Here is a 23,188-nt window from a genome sequence, read left to right on the forward strand (position 1 = left end):
GGGATGACAATGCCGGAAACAGCGCATTACTGAAGAATCAGGAAGCCTTACAGGTCAGGGGGGATTTTATGTTGCAGATCATTCGGGCAGAAAATTTGTCCCGGGAGTTTCCATCCGGGCGGGAAGTGGTCCATGCGCTGAGGGAGGTCCATATGGAGGTGGAGTCCGGCGCGCTTACCATTCTGCGCGGCCGTTCCGGTTCCGGAAAAACCACCCTCATCAATCTGATCGGGGCTTTGGATCAGCCGACGGCAGGCCGGATCTGGTTTGACGGACAGGAGATCACAGGGCTTTCTGAGGGAAAGCGGGATGAACTGCGAAAAAATAATATGGGATTTGTGTTTCAATCCATTGCGTTGATTCCCATGATGTCCGCTTATGAAAATATAGAATTTGGCCTGCGGGTTGCGGGGTTTGATCCGGGGGAAAGGAAGGACCGGGTAGAAGAATGCCTTTCCCTGGTGGGCCTTCAGAAGCGAATGCATCACCGGCCCCAGGAGCTGTCCGGCGGGGAACAGCAGCGTGTTGCCATTGCCAGGGCCATTGCCCACCGGCCGAAGGTTGTATTTGCAGATGAACCCACTGCGGAGCTGGATACCAACATGGGGCTGCAGGTGATAAAGGTTTTCAAGGATTTGGTGCAGCAGAAAGGCCTGACTGTTGTCATGACAACTCATGATCCCAGCATGGTCGGGATAGCGGACCGGGTCTATACCCTGGAGGATGGCAGGATTTCGGGCAGGACATAAGAGAGCAGAAAAGCATTCAGTACCATGGATTCAAGGAGGGGCCATATGATTCTTTGCGGGAACCTGGTAAAAATCTATAAGGCTGCAGATCTGGAGGTCGTTGCATTGCAGGGACTGGACCTCACGGTGGAGGACGGGGAACTGATGGCCATTATCGGCAACAGCGGCAGCGGCAAATCCACCCTGCTGAACATGCTGGGCGGACTGGACCGGCCTTCAGCAGGTACCCTGATCGTGGACGGCAGGGATCTCCTGAAATTTGATGAAAAGGAATTAATCCGATACAAAAGGGAAACCGTCGGGTTTGTCTGGCAGAACAGCGCCAGGAATCTGATCCCTTATCTGACAGCATTGGAGAATGTGGAGCTGCCCATGCTTTTGAATGGCAGGGCAAAGCGGGAGCGGTCGCTGGAGCTGCTGGATATGGTCGGCCTCTCCCAGAAGCGGAACAGCAAGCTGAGTCAGCTGTCCGGCGGAGAACAGCAGCGCGTCGCCATTGCCATTGCTCTGGCAAACAATCCCAGACTGCTCCTGGCGGATGAGCCGACCGGCTCCGTCGACACCCGGACCGCAGATCAGATTCTGGATGTCTTTCGGGAATTTAACCGGGCGTATGGCGTGACGGTTGTCATTGTTACCCATGATCGGCGCCTGTCCAGGAAAGTGGATCGGGTGGTGGCTATACGGGATGGAAGGACCAGCAGCGAATTTATCCGCAGGAAATCCTATGCGGAGGAGATTGCAGAGATGAAACAGTCCATTGGCGGTTTTGAGACCATTGATGAGGAATCCCATGAGGAACTGGCGGTAGTGGACCGAAGCGGCAGGCTCCAGATACCGAAGGAATATCTGGAAGCCCTGGGCCTGAAGGATAAGAATAAGATCAAAGTGGAACTGGAAGAAAACCGGATTATCCTGATGCCTCCCGATGCGGCTGGAAAGAAATGAACCTGGCTATTCTTTCAGCGATCCTACCAGTACCCCTTTCATAAAATATTTCTGCAGGAACGGATAAAGACACAGGATAGGAACTGTTGAGACAATTCTTGTTCGAATGCAGGGACTTCATCCAATCTTTGTAGCCATTCTGATAATAACGCTTAAAAAAGCTGCGGCTGTCCAGACCGATTGTACTGGAGAGTATATAATCATACTGTGGCAGGTAAATATAACAGGTTTTGATATCTTCATACCCGGTTACCAGATCGGCCAGAAATTTTCGAATTTCATATTCCGTATAGTGGTCCCGCTGAGTCGACTTTGCATAGTCTGTAACAACATTGGAAGCAGAGACCTTGTATGCCAGACTCTCCGCATTGGAAAACGTATTGGCGATTTTATTGATAATACTCTGAAAGTTGGTGTTTTTCGCATCTTCCATCTGGGATTGAATGATTTTATGTGCGGAAGATATAGTAATCATATATGCGGATAACAAAATAGAGATCAGAATGATAGCCGATAAAAAAAGAGAAATAAATATTGGAATTTGGGACCGTTTTTTTGCGTTGAAGATGACCATTGCTTTTTTCCTTTCTACAGTTCGTCTCTCCTTTGATTTACAAATAAATCCAGACTGCATGGGCCCCTTCCGGTTTTTGCTGCTTGATGTACCATTTCAATATTAACATGTTGCTGCCCAATTGTATACGGTGTTTTTGTGCATGTCGGGCGGCAGCGGATGATTTGTGTGAATAGAAAAAGTACCTTCCAGAGTCAAAAGCCCCATAAAAGATGAAGGGGTAAGTTCCGGAAAGGGCTTGGAATAGAGGCTTGAAGAGATGATATTGAAGGTGTGGAAAGTGTGAAATTGATAAAAATGATCAATTGGAAGAAAATTTGGGCATGGCAAACAGACCTGAAAAAAATTAAAATTTCAAAGCTGAAAGATTAAATTCCACAAGTCAAAGATGAGCTGGAGTTGTCTGTGTACCGCCGGAAATAAATGCTGCAAAAGGTTGGGACTGTAGTTATTCCGCTATTTTGCGAAAATAAGTTCCGGTTTCAGCACTACATCATCACGATCTATTTCTCTTATGTTCAGAACCTTCGGCACGTCCTTACCGTAAAGAAAGCAAAAGACCTCAAAAGGTGTTTTATCACCAAGGGACTTTCGGGGTGCCGAATTAATGTGGGAAAACATAAGATCAATGCTTTCCTGCGTTAGACCGCTGAGGGGATAAGAGTTCGGGATGATATCACGCACGTAGTTGTGGTTGTTTTCGACATGTGGCTTTTGGCATGATTGCATAGGGTCGCAATAGAATATGCTAAGCCGCGAATTGCCGGATGGATTCAACTCAAAAAGTCGGTGCATCTCAAATTCGGGCCCACGGTCTGTGAGCAAGACAGGAAATAGTTTGGAGAATTGTTCCGCTCCAAGCTTTTCCTGAAGCCAGTCGATGCTTTTCGCCATGCTCTCACTGGTTTTATGCGGGTGCAGGAACCCAATCATGAAAGCAGTTTTGGGGAACAGGAAAGTCTGAATGTAAGGCCCTTCCTGACTATTGTAGACGGTATCCATTTCCACTGTTGGCGTTTCCGGATTTTCAGACAGGAAGTGCAGATAATCGGCGTATTTCCGTCCTTCATAGTTCGCCGGGGCCTTACGTTTTTTGTATTTTTGCCGGAACTGTTTGCGATTGACCTGTTCCTTGAGGGAAAAGTTGTCTACGCCATACTCTTTGAAGATTCCGCTTTCAATGTAATTATACAATGTCCTTTCACACTGTTTTACCTCTGGGTGCGCGGAAAGGATCTGATGAATGGACTGCCCTTTCTTAAGCAGGGGAACAAGAATTTGGGCAATGGAGTCACACTCTCCGGTTGTGAGGTTGACGCCCTCGCGGGTCTCGACAAGATCATCGTGGTATTTCTTATCAGCGGATACCGCGTTGTAGTAATACTTATCGAGATGGCATCCGGGGCTGTCCTTGCATTTGTTGCAGGCTCCCGGAGATTTGTCACGGCGATTACATATGGGCTCTTCATAGAAGACGCATTTTTTAACGCAGGGCTTTGTTGGGCAGGTGCGCATTTTGGTGCACACAATGGGATGATTAAACGGATTGCGGGGTTTAAATCTGCGGTGCTTCCTGATTTCCTTTGCGACGGTGGTGGCATCTTTTCCGATGGTCCGTGCAATGGATGATTTGGTGGAATTGTTTTCAATTCCAACCTGGATGATCTTTCTGTCCTCCAAAGATAGATGAGTATTGTCATGAAGCAGTTGTCTCTTCATAATCATTGGCCTCCTTTGGCGGTACACCTTCATTATGAACTGTGGAACCTGGATTTGCAATCTTATTCTGGAATTTACCGTAAGACTTACGTCCAATGAGGTCGCTTGACTCTGGATGTTACTTTTTCTATTCACGAGCGGATGATTTGCATCTGCCCCTGCATTTTTCCATTGACAGGAGGAAAGATCTCGTCTATGCTTGAACTGGCAGGAAATTGGGCCGAAAGATTATGTGGGCCCAATAAACAGCTAAACGGTGAAGATCACGGCAGATCCAAATAAACAGACAAATGGCGAGAGATTATGTACAGGATTAAATAAACAGGATGGGAAGAATAAAAGTGGACAGGAGGAAACGCGGGGATGAATGCATTTGATATCATCGGCCCGGTGATGATTGGGCCTTCCAGTTCTCATACTGCCGGCGCTGTACGGATTGGGAATGTTGCCCGCAATATATTCGGGAAGCAGCCGGACAAAGCGGAGATTCGTCTTTATAATTCCTTTTCCGGGACAGGAAAGGGCCATGGTACGGATAAGGCATTGATTGCGGGAATCCTGGGTTATGCTCCGGATGACGGCAGAATTGCAAATGCCTATGAAGAGGCAAAGCAAGTGGGAATGAAGCCGGTGGTTCGGTTTTTAGGGGATAATCCTTCATTTCATGTCAATACGGCGGAGCTTTTTTTGCAAAAGGGGAAGGATAAGATGAGGATTACCGGAAAATCCGTTGGGGGCGGACGAATTGTAATCACCCGGATTGGCGAATATGAGACGGAATATACCGGGGATTATCCCTGTCTGATGACCGTTCACAGGGATGTTCCCGGTGTAGTCTCAGAGGTGACCGGTTATCTGGCAAGGATGAAGGTGAATATCGCCTTTATGCGATTGTATCGAACCCAAAAAGGTTCCAGGGTATTGATGATGGTTGAAACGGACAATCCCATTCCTTTTGAAATAGAGGGACTGCTCTCCAGTCGTCCATATATTGAGAAAGCAGCTATTTTACGTGGAAAGTGAAAGCGGGGAACAGATATGAATCGTCTTGATGAAATGGTGCAGTCAGCGGAGCGGGAAAGCCGTACAATATTCGCTTTGGTAAAGGAGAAGGAAGCACTTTCCATGGGGAAGACAGAGGAAGAAATTGTTTCTGCCATGGAGGAGCGATATGATGTGATGCTTCATGTATACAAGGCAGGCATTGTGGAAGAAATGAGATCCGTCAGCGGTCTGACGGGTGGGGAAGGACACCGCCTGATGCAGTATGAAGAACAGCACAGGGGTGGGCTTTATCCGAGGGCAGCGGCCCGGGCTATGGGAATTGCCAATGTCAATGCTTCCATGGGAAGGATTGTAGCCGCACCCACTGCCGGTTCCTGCGGGATTCTGCCGGCAACCCTGATCTCCCTGGCAGAACAGCATCATAAAAGGAAGGAAGAAGTGGTGAACTGCCTCTTTACGGCATCCTTTATCGGGGAAGTAATCGCAGAAAACGCCAGCCTGTCCGGTGCGGAGGGAGGATGTCAGGCAGAATGCGGCAGTGCAGCAGCCATGGCTGCCGGGGCTGGTGTGGAGCTGTGCGGCGGGACGCCCGGGCAGGCAGCCGATGCCTCGGCTTTTGCCCTGGAAGCGGTTATGGGCCTGGTTTGTGATCCCGTTGCCGGGCTGGTGGAATGTCCCTGCATCAAGAGAAATGCATTTGGCGCAGTTCAGGCTCTTCTGGCGATTGACATGGCTCTGGCCGGCATAAAAAGCGTCATCCCGGCAGATGAGGTGATCACAGCTATGGGAGAAGTGGGCCGATCCATGCCGGAATCCTTGAGGGAGACAGCAAAGGGAGGCATTGCCGCTACACCGACAGGTAAAAAGATCGCAGAGCGCCTGACGAAATCCAGCAATCCCCATTCCAGGCTATCATAAGACCTTGTGTCGGAGCTTTCCATTGATCCTCGGGGAGGGAATGAACCGAATGCAGCATTCATAAATTCAGCAAAATGAATTCGGCACAGTCATTTCTTGACATCTTTTCCGCCAATGGATACAATGAAACAAAAGAAGAGTAAATCAGGAGGCAATGTTTTGGGAAAAAATCTCACGCAGAAAATAATTGAAAGCCATCTTATTTCCGGGGAAATGACTGCCGGTAGGGAAATCTCCATTCAAATCGATCAGACACTGACCCAGGACTCAACAGGCACGATGGCCTATCTTCAGCTGGAAGCCATGAATGTTGGAAAAGTAAAGACGAGAAAATCCGTGGCTTATATCGATCACAATACTCTGCAGGAAGGATTTGAAAATGCAGACGATCATAAATACATTCAAACGGTAGCGTCCAAACATGGCATTTATTTTTCCCGTCCGGGCAACGGGATTTGCCATCAGGTGCATCTGGAGCGGTTCGGCCGTCCGGGGTGGACTTTACTGGGTTCGGACAGCCATACACCAACCGGCGGGGGCGTCGGCATGCTGGCCATCGGTGCCGGCGGCCTGGATGTGGCTGTTGCCATGGCCGGCGGTCCCTATTATCTGACAATGCCCGGAGTCTGCCGGATCCTGCTGAAGGGGAAGCTTCCGCCCTGGGTATCTGCCAAGGACATTATTCTGAAAGTGCTGCAGATGCTCAGCGTCAAGGGCGGCGTCAATAAGGTCATTGAATATGCCGGCCCCGGTGTCGCTTCCCTGACCGTGCCGGAGCGGGCCACCATTACCAATATGGGAGCGGAGCTGGGAGCCACCACATCCATTTTCCCAAGTGATGAGAATACCAGGGAGTTTCTGCGCGCACAGGGCAGGGAAGAGATGTGGATGCCCTTGGAGGCAGATGACGATGCGGTATATGATGAGGAACTGGAGCTCGACCTGAGCACGCTCGAACCTCTGACGGCAAAGCCACACAGTCCGGACAATGTCGGGACGGTGCGGTCGGTGGGGAAGATCCGGGTAAACCAGGTGGCCATTGGCAGCTGTACCAACTCCTCTTATCTGGATTTGATGAAGGTGGCTGCAATCCTAAGGGGAAAGACTGTCCATCCCGATGTCAGTCTGGTGATTTCCCCGGGTTCCAAGCAGGTGTATACCATGCTGGCGGAAAACGGTGCATTGGCGGATCTGATTGATTCCGGAGCAAGGATTCTGGAATCCGCATGCGGTCCCTGCATTGGAATGGGGCAGGCTCCGGCATCCAATGCCATATCCCTGCGGACGTTCAACCGCAACTTCTACGGACGAAGCGGAACGGTCAGCGCCGGCGTATATCTCGTCAGCCCGGAAACTGCAGCCGTGTCCGCCCTGACTGGTGTGCTGACGGACCCCCGCGAGTGCGGGGAGCCTCCGGTGATTCCCATGCCCGAATATTTCAGGGTGCACGATAACGGGATCATTCCTCCTGCGGAGGATCCGGATTCCGTAACGGTGGTACGCGGCCCCAATATCAAGCCCTTTCCGCTGAATAGGGAACTGAAAGGGCTTGTGAAGGGTACGGTGCTGCTGAAAATGGAGGATAATATCACTACGGACCATATTATGCCGTCCAATGCAAAACTGCTGCCGTTTCGTTCCAACATTCCGCATCTGTCCAATTATTGCCTGACTCCTGTGGATCCCACTTTCCCCGAACGGGCAAAAAAAGCGGGTGGCGGGTTCCTGGTGGCAGGACAGAATTACGGGCAGGGGTCCAGCCGGGAGCATGCAGCGCTGGCTCCGCTGTATCTGGGGATCAAGGCGGTGATTGCAAAATCCTTCGCCAGGATTCACCGATCCAACCTGATCAATTCCGGCATTTTGCCTCTTACCTTTGCGGATCCATCGGACTATGACCGGATCGATTCCGGGGATACCCTGGTAATTGAGCATACGGTGGAGCAGATTCAGGCAGGAGACAGGATGGTTGTACACAATCCAACCAAAAATCTGGATATTGTTACGGAAATGCCTTTGTCGGATCGTCTGAAAAAGGTTATGCTTGCAGGAGGGCTGCTGAACGAAACCAGAAAGAAAGTATGAAAATATCATAACAAAAGCATCGTGTGAAAATATCGGGCACTAGGTTGCAGAGGAATCCTGAAGCTTCATCCAATCTTCATAGGCAGCATTCAGCGAAGCCCTTGCCTCGTTGTACTCCTGCTGGACCTCCAGCATTTTGTCCGCTTGCTGATACAGCTCCGGATCGCATAACTGCTTTTCCAGTCTTCCGGTCTTTTTTTCCAAAGTATTGATCCGTTCTTCCATATCCTTCAGGCGCTGTGCAGCAGCTTTTTTCTTTTGTCGTTCTTCCCGTTCCTTTTTCTGTTCCTCTTTTCGGGCTGTCTTCGTTTTTTCTTCCTTCTTCGTTGCCGGAGGGGACTCCTGAAGTTCCTGTCTGGTTCGGATTTCGATATAATCATCATAGTTGCCGGGATATTCCGTTATCCCGCTTTTTTTAAATAACAGAATGCGGCGGACAATCCGATTCAGAAAATATCGGTCATGGGAGATGACCAGCAGGGTGCCATCATAATCTTTCAGCGATTCTTCCAGTACTTCCTTGGACGACATGTCCAGGTGGTTGGTGGGTTCGTCCAGGAGGAGAAGGTTTTTTCCTGCCAGCATCAGTTTTGCCAGCATGACGCGTCCCCTCTCCCCGCCGCTTGCCTGACAGATGGTTTTATGGACATCGTCTCCCTGGAAAAGGAACAAAGCCAGGGTGTTCCGGATTTGTGTTTCCGTCTTCTGTGGAAAGGCATCCCACAGTTCGTCCATAATCGTATTGCCCGGATTCAGACTGTCCTGTTCCTGATCAAAGTAACCGATGTCCACCCCGGTGCCGAAGCGAAACTTCCCGGCGGAGGGGGTCAGCTGGTTCAGCAGGATCCGGAACAGGGTGGTTTTCCCGATGCCGTTGGGGCCGATGATCCCTACCCGGTCTCCCTTTTTCAGGGAAAATGACACATTTTCAAATAATGTTTTGCCGGCAAACGCCATCTTCAGGTTTTCAGCAGTCAGGATGTCCTTGCCGGAATGTTGGTCGGCATGGAAGGATATCCGGATCTCTTTCTGCTGCCCCGGCTTTTCCACCGGTATCATCCGGTTCAGGGCTTTTTCCCGGCTTTCCGCTGCTTTAATGCTCTTTTCCCGGTTAAAGGAACGGTATCGCCGGATGACAGCCTCCTGGCGTTTGATTTCCCTTTGCTGCAGGCTATATTCCTTTTCCTGTGTTTCCTGCTTTTGATGCTTTTTCCGGTGATAATCACTGTAGTTTCCATGATACAGGGTACTCCGGTGATGTTCCACTTCGAGGATGCAGTTACATAAATGATCCAGAAGGTACCGGTCATGGGAGATCAGCAGGATGGTGCCGGCATAATCCCTGAGGAACGTCTCCAGCCATTGGGTGGCGTCCAGGTCCAGATGATTGGTGGGCTCGTCCAGTAAAAGCAGGCTTGGTTTCCGGAGAAGCAGCCTGGCCAGGGCCACTCTTGTTTTTTGACCGCCGCTCAGCTGCCGGATGGGCTGGTCAAAGTCTTCCACGGAAAAGCCAAGTCCGATGAGGATACCTCTTATTTGGCTTTCATAAAGATATCCATCTTTCGCCTCAAATTTCTCCAGCAGGGAGGCATATTCCCCGGAAAGGGAGATATAATCCGGATCGTCCGTATTGGTGTATTGAGAGATGGCTCGCTCCACGGAGTGCAGTTTCCTTTCGATTTCCAGGGTGCTTTCATAAACGGTAAGAGCCTCTTCCCATATGGTTCGGGAGGAGTCCGCAGCCTCGTTCTGTTTCAGATAGCCGATAGTTAGATTTTTTGCCGTGTAAAGGCTGCCGCTGTCCGGGGAAAGCTCTCCGGTAATCAGTTTGAACAGAGTGGTTTTGCCGGCTCCGTTTGTTCCCACGATGCCCAGGCGGGATCCTTCCGATACAGAAAAGCTGATATCGCTCAGGACAGTATTCACTCCGAATGATTTTGAGATTTTGTCACAGGATAATGGTATCATAAGGTTCTCCTTCCATGCTTCTAGACTATTCTATCAAAAACAGCCGGGATTGAAAAGATCTGAAGGTATGCTGTTGAATTATGCCGACAGGCAGATGCTGTCTTCCGAACTTCGGATACTGCTGCCAATTCGTGATCCTGCTAATGATTGACATTGGATTGCCGGGAATGGTAGAATTAAATTGTAGAAAAATTAACGTAATGAGAGGGGAGGGATTCACAATTGGCAAAGCAGAAAAATTATGTTTCGGAAGCGGTGATGCGGCGTATTCCAAGATACTACCGTTATTTAACAGACATTGAAAAAATGGGGACGGAACGGATATCCTCCAGGGAACTCAGTCAGCGTATGAGATTAACCGCTTCTCAGATTCGACAGGATTTCAATTGCTTTGGTGGATTTGGGCAGCAGGGTTATGGCTATAATGTCAGTGAGCTCCGGCAGGAGCTTCAAAAGATATTGGGCCTGAATATGGACCATCATGTCATTGTGATCGGTGCGGGGAATCTTGGACAGGCCCTTGCCAATTATAACGGATTCAAAAAAGATGGTTTTCTTGTCGAAGGGTTGTTCGATATCAATCCCAGGCTGATCGGAATTTCCATCCGGGGCATCAATATTTATGATCTGGATGATCTGGAGCGCTTTACAGATCAAAATCCGATCCAGATCGCTGCCATTTGTACTCCCAAGGAAAAAGCCCAGGAAGTTACGGACCGGGTTATCCGCAATGGCATTAAGGGAATATGGAACTTTGCGGCGGTTGACATTACCGTTCCGCAGGACGTGGTTGTGGAGAATGTCCACCTGAGTGACAGTCTTTATACGCTTTCTTTTCGGATGAATGATTATTGATGTCCGCTGCTATTTCAAAAATTACATTGACCGGATGAATAGGGACATAGCCCCTTTGGCGGATCAGGGAGGGGCTTTTCCTTATTGAACGCAGTTTTGCTTTTCATTTCCCGCAAAGCATATTATAATAAAGGAAGTTTCATGAAGTTTCATGATGAGGTGATAAGTTTGTATCCATTGTTTTTTCGCCCTGTTTATAAGGAAAGAATATGGGGCGGCAGAAAGCTGTCAGAAAAATATCATAGAAATCTGCCCGACGGCAAAATTGGAGAGAGCTGGGAGATTGCCTGCCTGCAGAACGGAATGGGCATCATTGTGAACGGTTCGCTGAAGGGGTTCAGCCTGAAGGACGCCATCGACAAATATGGTGAAGAATTGCTGGGATCTGCAGTTTATCAGGATCCATACCGCAGGTTTCCGCTTTTGATCAAGATTCTGGACGCTTCGGATGTTCTGTCCGTTCAGGTTCATCCCGACAATCAATACGCTGCCCTGCATGAGAACGGAGGATCGGGCAAGACGGAGATGTGGTATGTGATTGATGCCGAGCCGGGAGCCCGGCTGGTGTACGGCGTACGCCGGGGAATCTCCAGAGAGGAGTTTCGCAGCAGCCTGGAGCAGGGGAAGCTGGAGGATTGTCTCAGGGAGCTGGAGGTAAAGCCAGGTGATGTGCTGTACATTCCGGCCGGACTGGTACATGCCATAGGGGCAGGAATTCTGATTTGTGAGATTCAGCAAAGTTCTGATACCACTTACCGGGTTTACGACTGGAACCGGGTGGATGCGGATGGCAGGCCCCGGCAGCTCCATAAGGAAAAGGCGCTGGACGTGATTGACTTTGAAGGCAGGTATACCAGGACCGCTCTGTCGGGATTGACTCTGGAGGAAGAAGGAGGCCGACGTACTCTGTATGTAGCCTGTGATTATTTTGCCATGGAAAAGCTGGAGATAGACGGAAGCATGAAGCTTTACCTGGACGGCAAACGGTTTCAGACCCTGACCTGTGTGGAAGGATCCGCTGTCATTCAATATGAAAGAGGTTCGAAAAATCTGGCATCCGGCAGTTCGTGTCTGATCCCGGCTTCCCTGAATTCTTTTGTCCTGAAGGGGAAGGGCACGGTGATCCGCGCCTATGTGCCGGACAAGGAGAGCAATGTTCTGGATCCGCTGAGAAAACGGGGCTATACGGAGGAGGATTGGTCCGTGATAGCGGGTTTGTGACAGCAGCAGCTTTAGGATAGTGGAATGAATCAGACGGCAGAACCGTTTAGGAGGATGATATGTCGGATCAAGAGGACAGAAAAGACTTTATCGAAGGGGAGTATGAGGTGGTGAACGAAAAGGACGCCCGGGAAGATCCGGGCTCGGGAGGATATTATTCTCCGGGTTTTCTGTATATGGATTCCCGTCCGCCTTATGTGACGTATGTTTTTTTGGGACTGAACATCGCCGCATACCTGCTGATGCGCATTGCAGGGGCGTATTTTAATTTAAATCAAAGTGAGCAGCTGCTGGTGTTTGGAGCAAAGGTCAATGTACTGATCGCCCATGGGCAGTATTGGCGGCTGTTGACTGCCATGTTTCTCCATGTCGGCCTCCTTCATCTGCTTTTCAACTCCTATGCGCTTTATGTATATGGTCCGGTGGTGGAACGATTGTTTGGCAAGGCAAAGTTTGCGCTGATTTATTTGTTGTCCGGCCTGACGGGAAGTCTGTTCAGCTATCTGTTCAGTGACAACAGTGCGGCAGGGGCTTCCGGCGCCATATTCGGACTGCTGGGATCCCTCCTGTATTTCCGGCAGCGGAACAGGGAAGTGTTCCATCGTGTGTTTGGAACGGGTCTGCTGATGGTCATTGGCATCAACCTGTTTTTCGGAATGGTACAGCCGGGGATTGATAACTGGGGACACATCGGCGGATTGGCAGGCGGTTATCTGGTTGGGAATGCCGTCGGACTTTTCCGGGAAAGCGGATTTCAGATGAAAAAGCTGCTGACCTGGGTTCTGATCGCCTTGATTTTTCTTTTTGGCTTGTGGTATGGCGGAGAAAAATATAGGATAGGCAGCTATCCCCGTCTGCCAGGATCCCCCGTACCCGAAGCACCACAGCCGGGGAATAGGAATACCCTGCAGCGTGAGGCTCTTCCAGACAGAGGCATCGATGCGAAGGCTGCTTTGACAATTCATGGATTAACAGAAAAGGGGAGAGAGGTGCAGGGTGGAAAACGTTTCCATTATAAAATGCGGGGACTACACGTCGGAACAGGTTTATCAGGCGGTGTCCCGAAGCATTGGGCTTCTGGGCGGTATGGATCATTTTGTGAAGCCGGGCGAGAAGGTATTACTGAAATGTAACCTGCTGATGAAAAAGAGTCCGGAGGAAGCGACGACGACCCATCCGGAAGTGGCGGCGGCTGTTGCCAGGCTGGTCCGGGAGGCCGGTGCCGTTCCAGTTCTTGCCGACAGCCCCAGCGGGCTTTTCAATGTGCATGCCCTGAGGGTGGTTTACCGGGGATGCGGAATGGAGAAGATCGCCCGGCGGGATCATGTTGCGCTGAATGAAAACGTCGGGGAAACGGAGGTTTTCCATCCGGAGGGAAAGATTATCCGAAGTCTGACGGTGATGGAGATCCTTCAGGAAGTCGATGCCGTGATAGACATTGCCAAGCTCAAGACCCACGGCATGACGATCTATACCGGAGCAGTAAAAAATCTGTTCGGGGTGATCCCAGGGACGGCAAAGGCGGAATATCATCTGCGGATGAAGCGCCTGGAGGACTTCTCCAATATGCTGGTGGATATCTGCACCTATGTGAAACCCGTGCTTTCCGTTATGGACGCAGTGGTTGGAATGGAAGGGCAGGGACCTTCCGCAGGGGATCCCAGGAAGATCGGAGCGATCCTGGCAAGCGAAAGTCCCTTTGCACTGGATGTGGCGGCCTGTTCCATGGTGGGGATTGACCCGGACGCGGTGTGCACCATCCAAAGGGCACGGGAAAGGGGACTGTGCAGCAGCCGGCTGCAGGATCTGACATTGCTTGGCGATCCCATGGAGGATCTGCTTGTGCGGGATTTTCGGATACCGGAACACAAACATGTGGGCATGGTGGAACAATATTTCGGCAAGGACAGCCGGATTGGCCGGTTTATTAACTTTCATTTCGGCCCCAGGCCGGTTTTTCTCCAGGAAGGCTGCATAGGGTGTGGGAACTGCGCAGGGAACTGTCCGCCAAAGGCCATCACCATGGTGAACCACAGGCCGGAAGTCGATTTGAAAAAATGTATCCGATGCTATTGCTGCCAGGAGCTGTGCCCGCAGAAAACCGTTGCAATCAAACGCAGCTGGTTGTTCCGGATCTTTCAGTAAAAAGGTCCGGAATATTCCTTAAGAATGCCGTAAGGCTTATGCTCAATGATAGGATCCCGGATTTATTGGTTCCATGAGTGCATACAGAAATTTGAAACTTTTGGCATCTGTACAGCGGGTTATATCCGATAAAGACATACGCAATACATTGGTTCAGGTCGGATTGGATCCGGACAGCCGGAAGCCGGTACGCAAATATTCGCTGGGCATGCGTCATCGTCTTGGAATTGCCCAGGCCATTATGGAAAAGCCCAAATTGTTGGTGCTTGATGAGCCAATGAATGGTCTGGACAAGCAAGGCGTTACGGAAATCCGGCAAAATGAACTGAAAAGTTCATGAAAATAATACTAAATAATGCCGCTGTATTCTTTAGCTACCGGTGTAGCCCCACCGTGGCAAGGAACTGATCCAACCCATTCCGGCCGTCGGACGTCACCTTGAATACCCCGGCATCGGTAAGTACCTGCTGACATACGGCTCCCACCTCATTTTTCAGTACGGACTCTGCTTCCGGTTCGGACAGGCTGCTGCCGTACTGGCTTATCAGCTCCCTGATCCATGTGCTGTGGGAATGCAGCGGATGCTCCGGATCGTCCAGGCGATCCACGCTTTCCTTTGCCGTTCCGGTCAGGTGTTCCTTCAGGCCGCCCAGCTCTTTCTGCAGCCGTCCCGGCAGGATGAACAGGCCCATCACTTCGATCAGGCCGATATTCTCCTTCTTGATATGGTGCAGCGCCGGATGGGGATGAAAGATCCCCAGAGGGTATTTCTCACTGGTCCGGTTGTTCCGGAAGACCAGGTCCAGTTCAAAACTTTCATCCGGTTTCCTTCTGGCAATGGGAGTAATGGTATTGTGGGGAATATGATTTCCCTTCGGATCGGTGGTGAAAGCCAGGATCTCACGTTCCGGATCGGAATATTTCCTCCAGGCGGTCAGGATCCGGAAGGCCAGATCTCCCAGCTTTTCCGGATCGGAGCTGAGCAGGCGAAGCGTGGACATGGGCCAGCGAACCACAGCTGCCTGAACATCCGGGAACCCGTCGCAGACAAGGGAATATTCCTCATGTGCTTTTTCCATGGGAAAAACGGAACGGCCCCCCTGAAAATGATCGTGGTTCAGGATGGATCCGCCGACAATGGGAAGATCCGCATTGGAGCCGATAAAATAGTGGGGGAAGATGTCCAGGAATTGGAACAGGCGGTCAAAGGTCTCCCGGGTCAGCTTCATGGGGACGTGCTTCTCCTTCAGGACAATGCAGTGTTCATTGTAATAAACATAGGGGGAATACTGGAAGTACCAGGTTTCCCCGCACAGATCCAGGGGCAGGGTACGGTGCGTCTGGCGGGCAGGATGATCGATTCTCCCTGCGTACCCTACATTCTCCGGGCAGAGCAGACATTTGGGATAGCCGGATTGAGGAGCGCTTTTGAGTGCAGCGATTTCCCTGGGGTCTTTTTCCGGCTTGGTCAGATTGATGGTGATGTTCAGATTGCCAAAAGAGCTTTTATAATCCCATTTCCGGTTTTTTGCAATACGATCCATTCTTATGTAATCGGACTTTCGGCACAGACAATAAAAATAATCCGTTGCGGCACGGATGCCATCCCTGCGCTGAAAATCCTTGAATTTACGGAGGATCTCGGACGGCCTGGGCAGAAGCAGTCCCATAATACGGGTGTCCAGCAGATCCCGGAAGGTCTGCGTGTTTTCCTCCAGAATTCCTTTTTCATAGCAGTAGTCCAGGAACTTTTCCAGAATCGGTGTGGCATACTCCGGCACCCTGGTTTTGTCCCATACCTCTTCGGGATGGGACAAAGGCTCTCGGATTTCAAGGAAATCCATCAGCCGGTTTCGCATGAAAACCACATCGCTCTCTTCAATCAGCTTATTTTGCACGGCAAAGTGCAGCAGTTCCTCCATTAAAACCGATCCACGATCTTCATCAGCGTTCATAACAGTCCGTACACCTCTTCTTGATTAGTCTCTTTTTGTTCCAGTTTATACTATGCAGCCGGAAGGAATCCTTTCCTGTCCGGCTGCAAAAATGGTCCCGGCATCCGTTTCATTCATTCCAATAAGGGTTCAGGTGCAGTGTTCCGAAGGGGCGGACATTTAAAATGGTGACCGCTTTGTCTCCGAAGATTTTCTCCATTTGTTCCACATACTCGGCGAGGCAGGAGTCCGGCAGATAAACCTGGATGGTTCCGGCAAATCCCCCGCCGTGTACCCGGCATGCGCCTTCTCCCTTTTGCCGGATGAAGTTTTCCGTTACCGCCAGTGCCAGGGGGACTCCCTGTTCCTGCGGATTCTGATTGGAATAACAGTTCTGGAGAAACCGCCAGGAACTGCTGCCGGATTCGTTGACCATATCCAGGAAATCCCGGAACCGGTCTTCCTCCAAAGCTCTCGCCTGACGAACGACCCTTTGGTCGTCGCCAAAGAAATGCATCGCCCGTAGGATCGCCCGGTCGCCCACCTTTTTCCGGAGAGTCGGGATGTTTTCGATCAGTTCCTCCATGGTCAGCTCCCGCAGAACCTTTTTTCCCAAAGCCTCTGCCACCTGCTTCATTTCCCGGGGAACGTCTGCATAATCCTGAGTCAGATCGGCATGATTCCCGCCGGTGTCCACAACCAGCATGTGGTATCCGTGGGCTGCCGGATCAAAATTGATCTTGCGGATGGCAGGTCTCTCGTTGTCCTTAAAGTCTATGGTTATAAACCCGCCAACGGCACAGGCCATTTGATCCATCAGTCCACAGGGCTTCCCAAAGAAGATGTTTTCCGCATATTGACCAACGACGGCCAGCAAAGCAGGTGCCAACCGGTCATCGTTGTACAGGGCATTCAGAATGGTCCCCAGCAGGACCTCTATGGAAGCGGAGGAGCTGAGGCCGGAGCCTCTGGCGACCGAACTGGCTACATACGCCCGGAATCCGCCGATGGAAAAGCCAAGCTGACGGAACCGGGCAGCAATTCCACGGATCAGGGCCGTCGTGGTTTCCTTTTCCTCCGGTATGGGTTCCAGGGTGCTTAAATCCGCCTGAAATACCTCAGGATAACCTTCGGAACAAATGGTGATTTTGTTGTCCCTGGTTTTTTCTGCTGTGGCAATGGTATCGAAGTGCACCGCTGCGGCCAGGACATGGCCCGCATTGTGGTCCGTATGGTTGCCGCCCACTTCGGTACGTCCCGGTGTACTGAACAGATGAATCGGGGCCGACGCATCCGGGAACTGTTCCTGATACGTTTCAATCAGCTTTTGATAACGGGTTATCTGTGTACGTACTGTCTGTTCCTTTCCCCCGTATAATTTGGCAAATAGATCCTTCGTTTCTGTACTTTCCAATTGAGCATGAATATTCTGAAAAGAAAAATTCTCCTCGTGCATGTGTGACTCCTTTCCCGGCATTGGTTCCCTTGCTTTAGCTATTAATTCCTTTTGATTTTACAGAAAAGCGGCAGCTTTTCTGATTACTTTACGTTTCAGACTCCATTTCGTCGTTTCGTCAACATTATATCAAAAACTCCTGCTTTTTGCATTATCGTTATTCTGCCTGCGCTACTGTTATTTTTTTTCCTTTTTTGGGTTACGCTATGCCGGAACTGCTTTATATATCTTATAGATGGATTTCATGAAAGGAGGATCTGTTTTATGGCAGGCAAGGAAATAAATTCGGATAAGGTCTCCATTATCGGAGCAGGTTATGTTGGAGCCACGACAGCTTTTGCACTGATGACGGGCGGAGTGGTTTCGGAAATTGCATTGATCGATGTCAACGAGAAAAGGCTGGCAGGGGAAGTGCTGGATTTAAATCATGGGATTTCCTTTGTACCCCGGGTCCGCATCCGGAAAGGGACATATGAGGACTGCGCGGACTCCAATATCGTAATTATCACGGCCGGAGCAAGTCAGAGACCGGGCGAAACCCGGATGGATCTGCTGAAGCGCAATATCGATGTGTTCCGGCAGATCGTTCCCGGAATTGTGGAGCAAAACCGGGACTGTATCATATTGGTCGTCACCAATCCGGTGGATATTCTGACCTATGCCACTCTGAAACTGTCCGGCCTGCCGGATCATCAGGTGATTGGTTCCGGCACAGTGCTGGACAGTGCCCGGCTCAGATTTCTTCTCAGTGAGCATTGCCATTTGGCACCTCAGAATGTTCATGCCTATATTATAGGCGAGCATGGGGATACGGAGGTTCCGGCGTGGAGCATCACCAACATTGCCGGTCTGCCCATTGAACAATTTTGTAAGCAGTGTGGCAGAAACTGTGCGGAGAAGGAAAGGGAAGCGATATTTGAGGAGGTAAAGAACTCCGCTTACCGCATCATTGAAGGGAAGGGCTCCACCTATTACGCTGTGGCCCTTGCGGTACGCCGGATTGTGGAAGCCATCCTCCGGAATGAGAATTCCATTCTGTCTGTCTCATCTCTGATGAAGGGGCAGTATGGGGTGGAGGATGTGTGCCTCAGCTTGCCATCCGTGGTCAATGAGAAGGGATTGTCCCGCATATTGGAGCTGCCTCTCGGCGAGGAGGAGATCGAAGGATTCCGCCATTCCGCCGGAGTTTTGAAAGAGTTTCTGAAACAGATCGAAATCTAAAACTTCCTGTGGAGGAATCAGGGCAATTGGTTACTTGCATTATTTACCCCGGCAATATCATCGCCACATAGTTCAACTTTGCTTAATAACTCTCTCTATTTCTGCTGTTCTCTTCTATATGGCAATACAACATTACCGGCTTTTAAAAACTGTCGTTTTGGTATAAGATAATAGTGGGGAGATACCATGAAGAGAACAGTTTTTTTGGTGGATATGAATGCGTTTTTTATCAGCTGCGAGACGACAAAGAATCCGGAGCTGGCGGGACGGCCCGCCGCTGTGGCCGGAGATCCGAAAAACCGAAGCGGGATTATCCTGGCAGCCAATTATGAAGCCCGGAAATATGGAGTGAAAACAACCATGCTTCTGCATCGGGCGAGAAAGCTATGTCCGGATATCCTCCTGGTTCCCCCGGATCATGCCTTTTATGAAAGGAAATCCCGGGAGGTTATGGAACTGTTGTCCCGTTATTCCCCGGTGATTGAGCAGAACAGCATTGACGAGGCATGGCTGGATATGACGGGCTGTGAAGCGTTATTCGGTCCCCCACTGGAGTCTTCCCGCCGGATCATGGCGGAAATCCGGAGAAAGCCGGGTCTGATGTGTTCCATTGGGATTTCGGAAAATAAATTCCTGTCCAAGATGGCTTCCGATATGAAAAAGCCCATGGGTATTACGGAGCTGTGGAAGGAAGATGTCCCTGAAAAGCTGTGGCCTTTGCCGGTGGGAGCTATGTACGGGGTGGGAACGCAAACGGCGGAAAAGCTGAATGGACTGGGGATTGAAACCATCGGACAGCTTGCACGCTTCCCGGAGGAGCTTCTGAGGGAGAAATTTGGCAAGGGAGGAACGGAGCTGTACCGGCTGGCCAACGGAATCGATCCGTCGAAGGTGACTCCCCATGCCGAGCATGAAATGAAATCCATCGGAAGATCCACCACCCTGAGCTCGGATATCCGTGATATCGCAGAAGCCGAGAAAATTCTCTACCGTCTGGCGGATTCCATCGGCACCTCTGCCAGAAAGCATAAAAAGAAAGGCCGCACCGTGCAGATTACCATAAAGTATTCCGATTTTCATACCATAACCCGGCAGAAAGGAATCCGTGCCACTTACCTTACGAAGGAGATCTATACAGCCGGTACGGAGCTTTTGCGGCAGAACTGGAACCGGAACAAACCGGTGCGCCTGCTGGGCATCAGCATTAGCGGATTTGATGCGGACTCTGCGGCAGATCAGATCTCGCTGTTTGATACACCCGGAGGGGAACAGAATACAAAGCAGGAAAAGCTGGAGAGGACAGTGGACCGCATTCGGGAGAAACATGGCGTTTTTGCCATTCGCCCCGCCATATTATTTGATGACAGGGAGGACGAACCGGATACATGAATTCCTTTGGCTTCTTTTATATTGAAAAATAGGGCTTTTCCGACTTGTCTCCCAACATGTTTTTTCGCCTGTTTTCATAAGATTGTAAAAAGGGGCGTGTGAGACATGAAAATAGGATTTGCGCAGACAAAAAGCAGGGAACGGTTTTCGGAAAACCTGGAGGAATGTCTGGACTTCATGACCTTAGCCGGAAAACTGGGAGTGAATCTTCTTTGCTTCCCGGAGATGCATTTAACGGACTTTTTCCTGTCCCGTGCGGATCATCATTATCCGTTTCAGTATGCGGAAGGGATCCCCGGTCCGACAGTGGAGCGATTTCAGAAAGCTGCCAGAGAGCAAAAAATGGCAGTCGTCCTGAACTATATGGAACAGTTCAACTATGAATATTACAGCTCCTCTCCCGTCATAGACAGTTCCGGCAAGCTATTGGGGGTATCCCGTATGGTACATATTCCCCAGATCATGGGATATTGTGCACAGAGCTACTTTACACCAAGCTGCGGGGATTTTCAGGTATACAATACGAAATTCGGAAAAGTGGGAGTTCTGGTTTCCTTTGACCGGCATTTTCCGGAAGCGACGCGTGCCCTGACATTGCGGGGAGCTGATATTATCCTGATTCCCGGCTTTATCGCGGAAGGACAGGATCCGGATATGTATCGGGCGGAGCTGCGGACCATTGCCTATCAGAATTGTCTGTATGCCGGCATGTGCAGCCGTGTGGGAGAGGAGAACGGGACCCGTTTTATTGGAAAGAGCATGCTAGCCGATCCGGATGGGGACATTCTTGTGGAAGGATCCGCGGAATCTGAACTGGTGGTGGCAGATATTGATCTGGCTGCGGCCCGGCGCCGGCATAAGGAAAACCCCTATCTGACTCTTCGACGGCCGGACGAATATTTATATATTGTGCGAAACTGCTGAACAGACTGCTCAGCCGTGATCCTGCCGCTGTGCCGGAAAAGCATGTCAACATGGATTGCGTTGATTGTTGAAACAAAAGAACCGGAAACGGTGAATTACAGAAAGCGGGAATTTTTCATGTCATTGAACATTGTATTGGTGGAACCGGAGATTCCACAGAATACCGGCAATATTGCCAGAACATGTGCAGTAACGGGAGCGGTCCTTCATCTGGTAAAGCCTCTTGGCTTTTCTCTGGAGGATCGCTATTTGAAACGTGTCGGTCTGGATTACTGGCACTTTCTGGACATCCGACAGCATGAGTCACTGGACGATTTTTTCAGGGATTATCCTACAGGAGATTTCTATTTTTGCACCACCAAAGGTGAACGTTCCTATACGGAGGTTTCCTATACGGAAAACAGCTTTCTGTTTTTCGGCAAGGAAACGGCGGGCCTGCCGGAAAACCTGCTGGCTGCCAACTATGATAAGGCCATTCGGATTCCCATGATCCCCGGCGCACGGTCCCTGAATCTGTCCAATTCGGTGGCAATTGTTTTGTATGAAGCCATGAGACAGCTTGATTTTACCGGATTGAAGCGGGAAGGCGCCCTGACCGGGAAAAGCAGCATATGGCATGAGCCGGTATAATGCAGCTATTTCCAATGTTTCATTGACATTTCATAATTTTAGGGTATATTACCAAACGGTTAAGATGCGGATGGGATAATAATTATTTAAAGAAAGCACTTGAATTATCATATAAAGGAATATAGAGGATGCGATTGCTCTGCCAACCTGTGCGGCACTATTGAATTTTCATTTGCGGTATAGTAAAATAACATTGACAAGGGGTTAACAAGAGGTGTCATGCAGATTAATTAGAAGGAGTGATCCTATGAACAAAAAAACACTGGAAGATGTTCCGGTAAGCGGTAAGAAAGTTCTGGTACGTGTGGATTTCAATGTTCCACTGGATAAAGAGCACAATATCACCGATGATACCAGAATCCGCGCTGCGCTTCCCACTATCCGGTATTTACTTGATCATAATGCGAAGGTGATTCTGATGTCCCATCTGGGAAGGCCGAAGGGAACCGGCTTTGAACCGGATTTCAGCATGGCCCCCGTGGCGAAGCGGCTGAGTGAGCTGTTGGGCATGGAAGTTCATGCGGCGGAGGATGTCATCGGGGACAGTGCAAAATCGCTGACAGGAAATATACAGGAAGGCGAAGTGGTACTGCTTGAGAATCTTCGCTTCCACAAAGAGGAAAAGAAGAACGATCCCGGATTTGCCAAGGAGCTGGCAGGGTTTGGGGAGGTTTACATAAATGACGCGTTTGGCACAGCTCACCGCGCGCATGCTTCCACGGAGGGCGTAGCTCATTATCTGCCTGCTGCTGCCGGGTATCTTATGAAAAAGGAACTGGATATTCTGGGTGCGGCTCTGGACAATCCGGAGCACCCGTTCGTGGCAATTCTGGGCGGCGCCAAGGTTTCCGACAAGATCGGCGTGATCCGCAACCTGATCAATAAGGTGGATACCCTGATCATCGGAGGAGGGATGGCTTACACCTTTTTCAGGGCAATGGGTTATGAAATAGGGAAATCCCTTCTGGAGGAAGACAAGGTTGCATTGGCAGAAGAACTGATGCAGGAAGCAAAGGACAAAAATGTGAAATTGCTGCTCCCTTCCGATACGGTGATCGCAGAGGAATTCAGCAATGATGCGAAAAATCGGGTCGTCTCAAGCGATGCCATTCCGGCAGGCTGGCAGGGACTGGATATCGGCCCTGCATCCGGGAAAGAGTTCGGAAGGGAAATTGAAAAAGCAAAACTGGTGGTTTGGAACGGTCCCATGGGGGTATTTGAAATGCCGGCTTTTGCAAAGGGAACCGAAGCGATTGCCGATGCCATGAGCCGATGTGACGGGACGACAATTATCGGCGGAGGCGATTCCGCTGCAGCCGTAAAGAAACTGGGCTATGGCGACAAGATGACCCATATTTCCACCGGAGGCGGTGCATCCCTGGAGTTCCTGGAAGGCAAGGAGCTGCCCGGTGTTGCGGCACTGAACGATAAATAAAGGAGAGTGCGG

General features: G+C 50.3%; 18 protein-coding genes and 2 pseudogenes. 15 read left to right on the top strand and 5 right to left on the bottom strand.

The window, feature by feature from the left end; all coding sequences use genetic code 11:
- The first annotated feature begins 68 nt into the window (after positions 1–68).
- Both QBE55_09560 and QBE55_09565 read left to right on the top strand, forming a co-directional pair.
- Positions 69–749: an ABC transporter ATP-binding protein gene (locus QBE55_09560; GenBank protein WZL77793.1), complete on the top strand. Its 681-nt coding sequence runs from the start codon at positions 69–71 to the stop codon at positions 747–749.
- Between the two features lie 45 nt (positions 750–794).
- Positions 795–1,697, top strand: a complete 903-nt coding sequence (locus QBE55_09565) for an ATP-binding cassette domain-containing protein (protein ID WZL77794.1) — start codon at positions 795–797, stop codon at positions 1,695–1,697.
- A 6-nt stretch (positions 1,698–1,703) separates the two neighbouring features.
- Here QBE55_09565 and QBE55_09570 read toward each other — a convergent pair.
- A pseudogene (locus QBE55_09570) lies at positions 1,704–1,799 on the bottom strand (carbohydrate ABC transporter permease).
- A 928-nt stretch (positions 1,800–2,727) separates the two neighbouring features.
- The gene (locus tag QBE55_09575; GenBank protein ID WZL77795.1) at positions 2,728–3,990 is read right to left on the bottom strand and encodes an IS30 family transposase; all 1,263 of its coding nucleotides are present in this window, start codon (positions 3,988–3,990) and stop codon (positions 2,728–2,730) included.
- A gap of 363 nt (positions 3,991–4,353) precedes the next feature.
- Between QBE55_09575 and sdaAB the strand changes: the two genes are divergently transcribed.
- From sdaAB to QBE55_09590, 3 genes are all read left to right on the top strand, one after another.
- Positions 4,354–5,013, top strand: coding sequence for an L-serine ammonia-lyase, iron-sulfur-dependent subunit beta (sdaAB, locus tag QBE55_09580; GenBank protein WZL77796.1), 660 nt, complete (start codon positions 4,354–4,356; stop codon positions 5,011–5,013).
- Between the two features lie 15 nt (positions 5,014–5,028).
- Positions 5,029–5,913, top strand: coding sequence for an L-serine ammonia-lyase, iron-sulfur-dependent, subunit alpha (gene sdaAA / locus QBE55_09585; protein WZL77797.1), 885 nt, complete (start codon positions 5,029–5,031; stop codon positions 5,911–5,913).
- A gap of 159 nt (positions 5,914–6,072) precedes the next feature.
- The gene (locus QBE55_09590; protein WZL77798.1) at positions 6,073–7,998 is read left to right on the top strand and encodes an aconitate hydratase; all 1,926 of its coding nucleotides are present in this window, start codon (positions 6,073–6,075) and stop codon (positions 7,996–7,998) included.
- A gap of 39 nt (positions 7,999–8,037) precedes the next feature.
- Here QBE55_09590 and QBE55_09595 read toward each other — a convergent pair whose 3' ends face one another.
- The gene (locus QBE55_09595) at positions 8,038–9,966 is read right to left on the bottom strand and encodes an ABC-F family ATP-binding cassette domain-containing protein (protein WZL77799.1); all 1,929 of its coding nucleotides are present in this window, start codon (positions 9,964–9,966) and stop codon (positions 8,038–8,040) included.
- Positions 9,967–10,224: 258 nt separating this feature from the next.
- On the opposite strand from QBE55_09595, the gene QBE55_09600 reads away from it, so the two are divergent.
- The 5 genes and pseudogenes from QBE55_09600 (at position 10,225) to QBE55_09620 (ending at position 14,518) form a co-directional block, all read left to right on the top strand.
- Positions 10,225–10,821, top strand: coding sequence for a redox-sensing transcriptional repressor Rex (locus QBE55_09600; GenBank protein ID WZL79912.1), 597 nt, complete (start codon positions 10,225–10,227; stop codon positions 10,819–10,821).
- Positions 10,822–10,962: 141 nt separating this feature from the next.
- Positions 10,963–12,042 carry a class I mannose-6-phosphate isomerase gene (locus QBE55_09605; GenBank protein WZL77800.1) on the top strand — a complete coding sequence of 360 codons (1,080 nt, stop codon included), beginning with the start codon at positions 10,963–10,965 and terminating at the stop codon, positions 12,040–12,042.
- Positions 12,043–12,101: 59 nt separating this feature from the next.
- The gene (locus tag QBE55_09610; GenBank protein ID WZL77801.1) at positions 12,102–13,175 is read left to right on the top strand and encodes a rhomboid family intramembrane serine protease; all 1,074 of its coding nucleotides are present in this window, start codon (positions 12,102–12,104) and stop codon (positions 13,173–13,175) included.
- Complete coding sequence (locus QBE55_09615) at positions 13,099–14,187, top strand: DUF362 domain-containing protein (protein WZL79913.1); 1,089 nt, start codon at positions 13,099–13,101, stop codon at positions 14,185–14,187. The genes QBE55_09610 and QBE55_09615 overlap by 77 nt, the downstream gene beginning before the upstream one ends.
- 55 nt (positions 14,188–14,242) lie before the next feature.
- Positions 14,243–14,518: pseudogene (locus QBE55_09620) on the top strand (ATP-binding cassette domain-containing protein).
- Positions 14,519–14,561: 43 nt separating this feature from the next.
- Here QBE55_09620 and QBE55_09625 read toward each other — a convergent pair.
- Positions 14,562–16,142, bottom strand: a complete 1,581-nt coding sequence (locus QBE55_09625; GenBank protein WZL77802.1) for a UDP-glucose--hexose-1-phosphate uridylyltransferase — start codon at positions 16,140–16,142, stop codon at positions 14,562–14,564.
- A 109-nt stretch (positions 16,143–16,251) separates the two neighbouring features.
- A complete protein-coding gene (locus QBE55_09630) occupies positions 16,252–17,577 on the bottom strand; it encodes a galactokinase family protein (GenBank protein ID WZL77803.1) in 1,326 nt (441 codons plus the stop codon).
- Between the two features lie 264 nt (positions 17,578–17,841).
- Here QBE55_09630 and QBE55_09635 point away from each other — a divergent pair, with 264 nt between their 5' ends.
- The 5 genes from QBE55_09635 (at position 17,842) to QBE55_09655 (ending at position 23,176) form a co-directional block, all read left to right on the top strand.
- On the top strand, positions 17,842–18,798 hold the full coding sequence (locus QBE55_09635) for an L-lactate dehydrogenase (protein WZL77804.1): 957 nt from the start codon (positions 17,842–17,844) through the stop codon (positions 18,796–18,798).
- Between the two features lie 186 nt (positions 18,799–18,984).
- Positions 18,985–20,187 (top strand): DNA polymerase IV, encoded by a 1,203-nt coding sequence (locus tag QBE55_09640; GenBank protein WZL77805.1) that lies wholly within the window; start codon positions 18,985–18,987, stop codon positions 20,185–20,187.
- 105 nt (positions 20,188–20,292) lie between these two features.
- Positions 20,293–21,111 carry a carbon-nitrogen hydrolase family protein gene (locus QBE55_09645; protein WZL77806.1) on the top strand — a complete coding sequence of 273 codons (819 nt, stop codon included), beginning with the start codon at positions 20,293–20,295 and terminating at the stop codon, positions 21,109–21,111.
- A gap of 117 nt (positions 21,112–21,228) precedes the next feature.
- Positions 21,229–21,741: a tRNA (uridine(34)/cytosine(34)/5-carboxymethylaminomethyluridine(34)-2'-O)-methyltransferase TrmL gene (gene trmL, locus QBE55_09650; GenBank protein ID WZL77807.1), complete on the top strand. Its 513-nt coding sequence runs from the start codon at positions 21,229–21,231 to the stop codon at positions 21,739–21,741.
- Positions 21,742–21,988: 247 nt separating this feature from the next.
- A complete protein-coding gene (locus QBE55_09655) occupies positions 21,989–23,176 on the top strand; it encodes a phosphoglycerate kinase (GenBank protein WZL77808.1) in 1,188 nt (395 codons plus the stop codon).
- The last annotated feature ends 12 nt before the right edge of the window (positions 23,177–23,188 follow it).

This window comes from Eubacteriales bacterium mix99, assembly GCA_038396605.1.
Classification (GTDB): domain Bacteria; phylum Bacillota; class Clostridia; order Caldicoprobacterales; family DTU083; genus UBA4874.